At 74.4% G+C, this 663-nt stretch carries 1 protein-coding gene; it reads left to right on the plus strand.

Features of this window, described 5'->3' with window-relative positions:
• Positions 1–663, plus strand: a 663-nt coding sequence (locus KDK95_RS34880) for an MMPL family transporter (protein ID WP_212522627.1), incomplete at both ends; no start/stop codon positions are given.

Genomic DNA, 663 nt, shown 5'->3' on the forward strand with positions numbered 1-663 from the left:
TGATCCTGCTCGCGCTCGCCTCCCCGGTGCTCGGCCTGCGTACCGCGATGCCCTCGATCACCGTCGTGCCCGCCGACTCGTCCTCCCGCGCCGGGTACGCCGCCGTCCAGCAGGCCTTCGGCGCCGGGATGCCCGGCACCCTGCAGATCCTCGCGCCGAGCAGCGAGGCCGCCGCCGCGGCCGCGGCCGCCGGGCACACCGCCGGGATCGCCGCCGTCGCCGCGGCCCAGGCTGCCGCGGACGGCTCCGGCTGGAGCCTGATCCAGGCCGTGCCGAGGGTCGACCCGTCCAACCCGGCGCTCGGTGCGACCGTCGACCACCTGCGGGCCGAGCTGCCCGCGCACGCGATGGTCGGCGGAGCGGCGGTGGAGAACCTCGACCTGCAGTCCGCCCTGACCGCCAAGACGCCGCTGGTGATCGGCGTGGTGATGTCGCTCGGGTTCCTGCTGCTGCTCGCCGCGCTGCGCGCGCCGCTCGCGGCCCTCGCCGGGACCCTCGCCAGCCTGCTCTCGACCGGTGCGGCGTTCGGGGTGAGCCGGCTGATATTCCAGGAGGGCCACGGCGCGAACCTGCTCGGCTTCACCTCGCAGGGCTTCCTGGACGGCTGGGCTCCGGTGTTCTTCTTCGCGATGATCTTCGCGATCGCGATGGACTACACCGTGT

The sequence above is a fragment of the Actinospica acidithermotolerans genome (assembly GCF_018139625.1).
In the GTDB taxonomy this organism is placed as follows: domain Bacteria; phylum Actinomycetota; class Actinomycetes; order Streptomycetales; family Catenulisporaceae; genus Actinospica; species Actinospica acidithermotolerans.